The 8,238-nt window shown below is 65.9% G+C and carries 8 protein-coding genes; 4 read left to right on the top strand and 4 right to left on the bottom strand.

Annotation, left to right across the window (positions count from 1 at the left end):
* Both ACWCO8_RS17425 and ACWCO8_RS17420 read right to left on the bottom strand, forming a co-directional pair.
* Positions 1 to 1,791: tetratricopeptide repeat protein (locus ACWCO8_RS17425; protein WP_451032915.1), on the bottom strand; the 1,791-nt coding region annotated here is incomplete at its 3' end.
* A 321-nt stretch (positions 1,792 to 2,112) separates the two neighbouring features.
* Positions 2,113 to 2,883, bottom strand: coding sequence for a transposase (locus tag ACWCO8_RS17420; protein WP_451032914.1), 771 nt, complete (start codon positions 2,881 to 2,883; stop codon positions 2,113 to 2,115).
* Between the two features lie 61 nt (positions 2,884 to 2,944).
* Here ACWCO8_RS17420 and ACWCO8_RS17415 point away from each other — a divergent pair, with 61 nt between their 5' ends.
* From ACWCO8_RS17415 to ACWCO8_RS17400, 4 genes are all read left to right on the top strand, one after another.
* Positions 2,945 to 3,214: a YrhB domain-containing protein gene (locus ACWCO8_RS17415; protein WP_367477591.1), complete on the top strand. Its 270-nt coding sequence runs from the start codon at positions 2,945 to 2,947 to the stop codon at positions 3,212 to 3,214.
* A gap of 691 nt (positions 3,215 to 3,905) precedes the next feature.
* The gene (locus ACWCO8_RS17410; protein WP_451032913.1) at positions 3,906 to 4,214 is read left to right on the top strand and encodes a hypothetical protein; all 309 of its coding nucleotides are present in this window, start codon (positions 3,906 to 3,908) and stop codon (positions 4,212 to 4,214) included.
* 845 nt (positions 4,215 to 5,059) lie between these two features.
* Positions 5,060 to 5,740: an HNH endonuclease family protein gene (locus ACWCO8_RS17405; protein ID WP_451032912.1), complete on the top strand. Its 681-nt coding sequence runs from the start codon at positions 5,060 to 5,062 to the stop codon at positions 5,738 to 5,740.
* A gap of 557 nt (positions 5,741 to 6,297) precedes the next feature.
* Positions 6,298 to 6,750: a lamin tail domain-containing protein gene (locus ACWCO8_RS17400; protein ID WP_451032911.1), complete on the top strand. Its 453-nt coding sequence runs from the start codon at positions 6,298 to 6,300 to the stop codon at positions 6,748 to 6,750.
* Positions 6,751 to 6,963: 213 nt separating this feature from the next.
* Here the strand turns inward: ACWCO8_RS17400 and ACWCO8_RS17395 are convergent, their stop codons facing one another.
* Positions 6,964 to 7,776 carry a DUF4253 domain-containing protein gene (locus ACWCO8_RS17395; RefSeq protein WP_451032910.1) on the bottom strand — a complete coding sequence of 271 codons (813 nt, stop codon included), beginning with the start codon at positions 7,774 to 7,776 and terminating at the stop codon, positions 6,964 to 6,966.
* A 32-nt stretch (positions 7,777 to 7,808) separates the two neighbouring features.
* Positions 7,809 to 8,213 carry a hypothetical protein gene (locus ACWCO8_RS17390; RefSeq protein WP_451032909.1) on the bottom strand — a complete coding sequence of 135 codons (405 nt, stop codon included), beginning with the start codon at positions 8,211 to 8,213 and terminating at the stop codon, positions 7,809 to 7,811.
* Positions 8,214 to 8,238 lie beyond the last annotated feature (25 nt).

The following is an 8,238-nucleotide window of genomic DNA, read 5'->3' as shown; positions in this document are numbered from 1 at the left end:
AGCTTCCTGGTGCCGCCCGAGGTTGTCGAGCACGGCGCCGAGGTTATTGCGGCTGGAGAGCGTGTCGCAGTGTTCGGGGCCCTGAAGGCGCAGGCGGTCGTCGACGTTCTGTTGAAGCAGGTCGGCAGCTTCCTGGTGCCGCCCGAGATGGTGGAGTGCGGCGGCGAGGTTGTTGCGGCTGGAGAGCGTGTCGGGGTGTTCGGGTCCAACGATCCGAGATAGCGCAGCAGTCGCGTATCGGCTCACGACCATCGCTTCGGTGTCCGCGCGCTGAACCGCTAGCTCTCCCGCTAGACCTTGCAGCTGGCTCAGGAGGTTCGCATCGTCGGTGTTCCCAGGCAGAGTGGCGACGGTGACACCGTGGATGGCGAGGTGTCGGAGTGTGGTGCGGTCGTTCGGACCATTCTGGGAGACGTCGTCGATCGCATGGCCGATGTGGTAAGCGAGAGCGTGATGCCAGGTGTTGGGGTCCGTGGCGTGTTCGGCGAGGGTGAGGGCGGTGATTTCGCCGACTAGCGGGGGTAGGACGACGAGTCCGGGTGCCGGTTGGCCGTCGACGCCAGTGGGCAGGTCGAGAAGGCCGTAGGCGTGCAAGCCGTTAACGGCAGCTTCCACTGCCATCGGGGAAGCGGCCAGACCTGTCGCCTGGGTGACGAGCCCGGGGGAGAGGAAGGAAAGAGGGACGGGGGCGGGGGCGAGGAGGGAGAGCAGGCCCAGAACCGGGCGGGCGAGGGTGTTGCCGTCGGCGGCAAGCTGGTCGAGGGATAGTCCCCAGGTGTGTCGCACGACAGTGCGTGCGACTTCGGGGTTGCCAGCGTGAGGATGTACGGCGCCGAGGAGCATCTCAAGCTCGGTGTCGAGGGCCTGCTGGTAGGCGGAGAAGGTGCGGTATCGGCTGGCGGGGGCGGACAGATAGCGGGCAGCGGCATGCAGGGCGAGCGGCACGCCGCCAAGCCGTCCGGCCAGCAGTTGCGCCTCCCCCCGATGCCCGGCGGCCGATGCGCTGTCGAGGAGGATCTGGGCGCCGTCCTGCTCCGGTAGGGGAGCGAGTCTTACAAGGGTGGCCGCGCTGCCCCAGACGGTCGGGTCGGTGACCCGGCTGGTTACCAGGAGCATGCCGGTTGGGCTGGGGCGGATCCAGCCGCGGTAGTCGTGCACAGGGCCCGAATCACCTGCGAGGGCGTCGAGGTTGTCGAGGACGATCAGCCATCGCTTTGTCGTCACGAGGTGGGCCCAGACGGTGTCGGCGAGGCCTACACGCCCGGCCCGGGCGGCCTCCAGGTCCTCCTCGCGCAGACCGCAGGCGACCGCGACCTGAACCATTCGCTCGGCGAGTTCTGCCTCGGTGCGCCAGGGGATCCAGAACACTGGTGTCTCTTCGGCCGCCGCTCGTTGGGCGAGCGTGGCAGCCACTGTCGTCTTGCCCATTCCCCCAGCTCCGGCCACGACCGCGAACCGCTCCCCCGGGCTGGACCGGCGAAACAGCCGCCACTGGTTTGCATGAGAGATCTTGAGCAGCCGCTGGAGACCTGCGACAACAGCTTCGCGGCCCCGCACAGGCCGGTGTAGCACCGGAGCAGCCAGCGAACCGGCAGCACCGGCGACGATCCGTCCCACCGCCACCGGTCTGCCCACGGGGCCAGCCGCGTTCGCATCCAGGCGCCGCCCCCACAATTGCAGTCCCAGCCCGGTGACCACGAGGGCAGCGAAGACACCCCAGACGGTCCATGGATGCTTCGCCCACGTTGGCACTGAGGAGGTCACGTAGTTCGTCACCACCGCCAGAGCCACCGTTACCAGCGCTCCACTACCGGCGACGTAAGACCCCCGACGCGCACTTCTGCCCTGCATCGGCTCCCCCTCCACGCATGCTCGTGAACGCACAGGATGCAGCGCCCACGCCGCCGGCCGCCACTCGCGCAGGAAGCAGCGGAGCGATCAAACGGCGGACTGGACCACACGGGAGCACGACTCAGGCACACGACATGAAGAGACCACGCGGCGGCGATCTGCCCGATTCCTGCCGGTGACGTACACAACGGCCCTAAGGGCTGTCCCGTAAATGATCTTCTCGTTGCGCGGGCGTGGTTGGCCGCCGAGCGGCCCGCTTGCCTATCCGGCGAGGGCGAGGTTGTGCATCCGGGCGATCCCGAGCATGGCGTGGTGGACGCCGTCGCCTTTGAGGCGGCAGTCGCGGAGGATCTTCCAGGTCTTCATGCGGGCGAAGACGTGCTCGACCCGGGCCCGGACCTGTTTGTGGGACTTGTTGTGCCCTTCTTTCCAGTCCTGGAGTTCGGTCTGGCCGCGCTCGCGGCGGTGCGGGATGACGAGCCCGGTGCCGGGGTAGCCGCCGTCGGCGATCGTGGTGGTCTTGCCGACGGCGGCCTTGGCGCCGGACTCCTCCCATGCCTTGCAGTCGTTGCGGTTCCCGGCGAGCGGCCGGCCGACCACGACGACCAGGCGGGTGTCGGCGTCGATGACGACTTGGTGGTTGGTGGAGTACCGGTAGTTCTTCGACCGCTCGGCAACGGTGTGGTCCCGGGTGGGGACCAGGGTGCCGTCCACGATGAGCACGGTGTCCTTGGCGAACCGTTTGCGGGGCTGGAGAGCGAGCATCGGCCCGGGGCGGTCGATGATGCGGTCCGCTGCCGACTTCGAGATCCCGAACAGCGGGGCGAGCTGGCGCATGGTCAGGTTCGTTCGCCAGTACGCCGCGACCAGCAGGGCCCGGTCCTCCAGCGGAAGACTCCACGGCCGGCCCTTGCGAACGGCATCCGCACCCTGGCGCCGCAGAACCTTCACCAGCTTCCCGAACTGCCTTGGGCTAAGCCCGGTGAACGGGGCTATCCAGGAAGGCTCCGACACTGTGATCACACCAGCCACAACAAGATCATCCCAGGCCGGTTAGGGTGCCTTCTTCAGGCCGACGGACTGGAGACGGATGATGGAGCAGGACGAGGCCCTGCAACTCGCGGTGGCGTTTCTCGCGCACAGCCAGCGTGATGACGAGCCGCCTCTCGCCATCGACGCAGAGCGGGTCCGTGAGAGCAACGGGCTGCTGATCGTGCCCTACAACTCTGTGCAGTACCTCGCCTCGCGTGATGCGAGAGAGCAGCTGTTGGACTGCTGGCCCATCCTCGTCGACCTTGAACGGGGAGACGTGCGATTCGGGACCCTGGACGAGCGACATCTGTGGAGGAACCTGAGCGCCTGACGGCTGTCCGCAACCACAGTTACGGGACAGCCCTTAGGCCATAACCTTGCCGCAGGGGGTGAAGCCCTCACCAAGCTCAGCCCTTGGTGCTGGATGACTTCGCCACGGAAAAGGGAATCGATAAAGGCACGAAGGCATGGGATGCTGGCGACGCTGCCGCAGAGGTAGCAAGCTGGTTTGCCCTTGCGGGCGCGCTTAGGTCGCTTGCCAAGCACCTCCTGAAGGGTATGGCTAAGAATGGAGCGGAGGGTGCGGATGATGTGGCAGACAAGTTCCCCCCGAAGCCGTCGTAACCTCCGGAAACAAAAACTGACCTTCCGGAGGTGATGGCGCCTTCGCCGCTTAAGCCATCACAAGCTACCCAGCGGTGGGAAGAGTGGTTGGGGCCAGGCCCGCACGGGAATACCCACCCGCGACTCGGAGTGGTGGACGAAAACCGGATTTGGTCGGCCGATGGAAAGCGAAGCATCCGGATGGGGACGCACGAGATGAACAGCAAGCCCACCAAATTCCACTTTCACATGGAAACCTGGGATTGGAACTCTGTGACGAATCACTGGGCGATCGGTAATACCTCCCAGCGGGTGCCATTGGGGTTGAAGCGATGAGAGTCGAGGTTCTTCGAGTTCTAGATGCGGGGGAAAGGGTTGTGTCTTTCCGGTGTGAATTCGGAGTATTTTCAGCGCATTGGATGGGGGATCAAGTTGCGCATGAAGGCGAATTCTTTGTTGAACTCGAAGTTCCGGACGAGGTCGTGGAGTGGAGTCAGGTGCTCGATTCCGGTTCATCGAAAATTTTCTCGGACCCGAATGACCAGAGTGCCATCACCATCGTAGGTGAGGTTCTCAGGGTTGGTGAGGATGATGACCCGGTTGTCGACCTGGGAGTGGGATCCTTCCCGCTGATGGTCGAAACCTTGGAGCGGAAATCAGATCTGGCTGAAGGGCAACTGATTTCCTTCCGTCCCAGACGAGTGGAGATCCATCCATACGATCTCTGAAATGAAATTCCTTTGGAGGGAGTAAATTTCTCTGGTCGGGCGAGAATGTCCGCTGGGTGGTGCGGTTGTCTGACAACATCCCTAGCGGTTGCCTGATCAGGTTCGCGCTGTCTGATCCGCAGCCGCGAGACTCGGTGCCCTGGCCGGCCAGGGAGGCAGTCGGGCATCTCGGGCAGCGCCCTGGTGGTGAAAAGCGTGCCGGGACATCACCAGCCCTCAGCTCTGGAAGCTCCACCCGTTCGAGTCCTAGGCATATAGGCCGCGCTCGTCCACCACCTCCAACCCCAAGGGCCCGCACCAAACGGTGTGGGCCCTTGCTTCGTACGGAGCAATGCTCATGACCTGTGGATCGGCCTCGGGTTGAACGCGAACGGCCCACCTTCCCGAGTGATCGACTTTTGATCATCGAGTAGGCCGACGTTGCACCGTCGGTCGGGAAGGCACTCCCGTGCTGAGCGTAGTGAATGCCCATGGAACGACCGAGGCCGGTTCCCTGATCGACGACATCGTCCGCGAGGGCGCGAGGCGGATACTGGCCGCCGTCCCTCGCGCTCCCAGCCCACCACGCCTCCCCATTCGTACGTTGAGCCGCCCAGGGCGGGCGCTCTCGCACTCCACGGTGCCGAAGGGGCGGGTCTGCCCGCAGCCGAACGCTGGCATATTCCACGGGCAGTTGGCGCACGCGGCGGGGTCGCACGCCCCCTGCTCCCCTCGACGAGGCGGTGATGTCCGCCGTACGGCGGGATGCGGCGGACCGTTTCGCCGGTGAACCTTTTCACCCCCACGGCTGAGCTGTTCGCGAAACCGCTGGTCACCGCCCGGTGTTGGCCGGTAGTTCAGCGGTTATGATCAAGAACATGGTGCGCGGCCTCGCCGCGCTCTCCCTCGTCCTCGCCCCGCTCGCCGTCCCGGCCACCGCGCAGGCCGTCCCCGCCACGCCGGCGGCTGCTGAGGTTCTCGCGCTCGTCGATGCCCTGGAGCTGGTCCAGGTCGCGGACGAGTCCCGTACCGGGTACACCCGCGACAAGTTCAAGCATTGGAACGCCGGCCTCGACCTCAAGGACGGCTGCAACACGCGCGCTGAGGTCCTCCTCGACGAGGCCGCGGAGGCGCCGGCCGTCGCGACGGGCTGCAAGTTGTCCGGTGGTTCGTGGTCGAGCTACTACGACGGCCAGGTCGTCAACGACCCCGCCAAGCTCGACATCGACCACATGGTGCCGCTCGCCGAGGCCTGGGATTCCGGCGCGAGCGCCTGGACGCCGGCCCGGCGTGAGGCGTACGCGAACGACCAGGACGCCGCCACGTCTCTCGTGGCGGTAACCGCCCGGTCGAACCGTTCCAAGAGCGACCAGGACCCGGCGGAGTGGATGCCGCCGCTGCCCGACGCGCACTGCCGCTACGTCGGCGAGTGGACCGCGACCAAGCTCCGCTGGGGCCTCACGGCCGACCAGGCCGAAGCCGACGCACTCAAGGTCTACGCCGAGACCTGCGAAACCACCGTGGTCCACTACACGCCCGCCAAGTAGTCCCCACGAACGGCCTCGGCCCGTATCCGTAGCCGGGCCTGGGTCGTTGTTGAGGGCGGAGCGGACCGCACCGCTCGTCAAGGGTCCCGACCGCCGTCAACCGGGCGGAACCCGACCGGCCCCGCCCGCGCCCACCGCGCCGGCGGGGTCGCTGCTCCAGAAGACCTTCCGTCGCGGGGAATGCTGTGCTCAACGTCAGCTCGTGTCGGTTAGCCGTGCTGCGCCTCGACGAGGTCACGCCAGTGTGCCCACAGGGCGTTCCCCTTCGCGTGCTGCTCCTCTGAACAGCCGACCTCCTGGGTCGGGGCGGCCGTACTCGCCCTGGAACCTGAGTGCCTCCGCGTGCGCCTCTTCTGCCGCTGGCCCCATGCCGTGAAGCTTCACTTCAACCACGGCCGGATCTGTACGTCCCCCCTCTTGTCTCGATTTTCGCACGCCAGTTCGCTATGTCCTGATTTGGTAACTCGGCGCAATTCGGGAGCGGGTGCTCTCTATGGTGATCATCTGCCGGGCGCGATTGGGGAGGTCCGGCTTCTCTCGTCATCGAAGGGGAACTCATGCTCCGTACGCGTACCGCGGCCGCCGCTGTCACGGCGGTGGCCTTCGGCGGTCTGCTCGCCCTGCCGTCGCCGGCGCAGGCGGCTGGCTCGGTCCACCTGTACAAGGTCTACTACGACAGTCCCGGGACCGACCGCGGTGCGAACTCGAGCCTGAACGCCGAGTACGTCGTCATCCGTAACACCACCGGCTCCGCGGTCAGCCTCAAGGGCTGGACCCTGACCGATGCGGCGAACCACAAGTACACGTTCGGTACCTACACGCTCGGCAAGGGCAAGACGGTCACCGTCCACACCGGCAAGGGCACCAACACCGCCGCCCACCGCTATCAGAACCGTGGCTGGTATGTCTGGAACAACGACAAGGACACCGCCACCCTGAAGACGGCAAACGGCGCCAAGGTCGACACCTGCTCCTACAACTCCACCAGGTACGACTACAAGATGTGCTGACGTCTGCAGGCCAGGAGTGCCCGTCCTGCCTGAGGACGGGCACTGCACGATGGCGTCGCACACCGAGTCTGATCGCACGCCTGCCAGGCTCCATACCGAGCGGCGGCCTCCGATCGTGATGGGGTGTTACGAGCACCTCTGACCAGGCATGCGTGAAGCCTTTGAAGATCGCTTCCCGCCAGCAGAGTGATCGTTTCCCAGACGTGGGACGGATCAGTCCCACCAGAAGTCCCATCGGTGAGCACCAGTGATCCGCTCGGCGTACGTGGCCAGTGTGTACGGCCTACAGCCCTGCCAAATGTTGTCCGGGCAGAGGGCGAAGTGCTCGGCTGCGACCAGGAGAGCATCCTGCTCGCTCACCGGCGGCGCGGCGACGCTGAGGTGCAGCGTATCGAACCCCGCTGCGACGACACGGGCACCGAACCGGTGCTCCCAATCTTGGAGGACCGCGGAGATCTTCGCGGTGTCGTTGTCGTAGTTGCAGGGTCCGGACCAGCCCGCGACCGTCAATGCTTCGGCACCCGACGCTGCGGCGATCAGACCCAGTCGTGCCTGCGGGCGCTCGACGAGGAAAGCCTGGACGAACTCGGAGGCCAGTGCATCCGGGTTGGCTACCGCTCCCCGGGTGGGTGCGAGGCCGGGCCATGTCCGTCCGAAGGGGGCGGTGACGGCCAGGCGTCTTTTGACGTCGAGCATGTCGTCGTCTTCTTCTTCGGCCGTGTAGGTCGTCCACCACTGCGCGAGAAGGTCGGCAGGGTCGTGGCTTGTCGGGGAGGTCATCTGCTCGGGGAAGACCTCCCCGGATCCCCATGGGCGGAACTCGCCGTCGTTGGGATCCAGCGCGTCGAGCAGCAGCGGCCACAAGCCGGAGCGTGTGTGTTCGGCGTGCGTCCGTGCCCACAGCTCGGCCGTGGCCGGCCCGTCGCTGAGCCACAAGGGCTGCGCGTCCCCATCACCTTCATCGGACGTGACCATGCGGCCTGGTGGGAGCAGGTCCTTAAGGCTCGATCGGGCTTCAGCGTGCATGGGGCGGATGCTAGTGCTGCGGCCTGGGGGCATCACTGAGAGGGCTCGACTACGCGATCACGGAACTGCTGAAAGGAATGCCAGCCCGACGTTTGCCCCGGAGATATCAGGTCCCCTTCTGCGCAGTCGAGCACTCTGCACCGCAGAGCCTCGGCAAGGCGGAAAATGTGGATCAGCACGTCGTCGCCGGAGCCTCGGATGTGGAGCATGACCGAGTCCACGGGGTCTACCGAGCCGATGTTGAATTCTATGGACCAACCAGCACCGGAGAGTTCGCCCCAGGTGGGGTCCGAGAGATCAGCTTCGGGACAGGCTTGGGTGACGGCCGCGAGTACGTCGTGCCGCCGGCCGAGCGGGGCCGGGCTGCAGTCGGCGGGGATCTCCTGCACCGAGGTGATGCCGTCAGGCAGGCGGAGGAGGAGCACGTCCCAGCTCATGGTGGCCTTTCGGGTAGGACTCAAG

The organism is Streptomyces sp. NPDC001927 (assembly GCF_053594455.1).
The sequence above is the reverse complement of the archived record's forward strand: the minus strand, read 5'-3'. Positions and strand labels throughout refer to the sequence as shown.

Bases quoted from the DNA above. Each gene is read 5' to 3' on its own strand.
- ACWCO8_RS17400 (WP_451032911.1), top strand. From the start codon at position 6,298: ATGCTCCGTACGCGTACCGCGGCCGCCGCTGTCACGGCGGTGGCCTTC.
- ACWCO8_RS17415 (WP_367477591.1), top strand. From the start codon at position 2,945: ATGGAGCAGGACGAGGCCCTGCAACTCGCGGTGGCGTTTCTCGCGCAC.
- ACWCO8_RS17410 (WP_451032913.1), top strand. From the start codon at position 3,906: ATGGGGGATCAAGTTGCGCATGAAGGCGAATTCTTTGTTGAACTCGAA.
- ACWCO8_RS17390 (WP_451032909.1), bottom strand. From the start codon at position 8,213: ATGAGCTGGGACGTGCTCCTCCTCCGCCTGCCTGACGGCATCACCTCG.
- ACWCO8_RS17395 (WP_451032910.1), bottom strand. From the start codon at position 7,776: ATGCACGCTGAAGCCCGATCGAGCCTTAAGGACCTGCTCCCACCAGGC.
- ACWCO8_RS17405 (WP_451032912.1), top strand. From the start codon at position 5,060: ATGATCAAGAACATGGTGCGCGGCCTCGCCGCGCTCTCCCTCGTCCTC.